This is a genomic window from Alcanivorax sp. HI0007, from assembly GCF_001635525.1.
Lineage (GTDB): Bacteria > Pseudomonadota > Gammaproteobacteria > Pseudomonadales > Alcanivoracaceae > Alcanivorax.
The window spans coordinates 1-222 of sequence record NZ_LWEJ01000095.1; the positions used below are offsets into that span (position 1 = coordinate 1).

Consider the following 222-nt stretch of genomic DNA (forward strand, 5'->3'; position numbering starts at 1 on the left):
GGCCGGGGTGATTTCCAGCAGTTGCAGAATAACGGGCTGGTCTTTGCCGAGCATGTCGCCGGAGGCGATACGGAACAGCAGGGAATAGCTGATTTGGCCAGCGGCGCCGGTAACGGCTACGCGTACGGGTGCTTTCATTAACAATCTCCTAGCTTGAATTCGGGAGAACTTATGGGGCTGAAACCAGGGGAGCCACTGAGCAATGGCAAATCCCGCCATGGG

Annotated in this window: 1 pseudogene; it reads right to left on the bottom strand. The window is 57.2% G+C overall.

Annotated elements, in window-relative coordinates:
- Window positions 1-138, bottom strand: a pseudogene (locus tag A3714_RS17705) (malate dehydrogenase); the annotation flags it as partial.
- Between the last annotated feature and the right edge of the window lie 84 nt (window positions 139-222).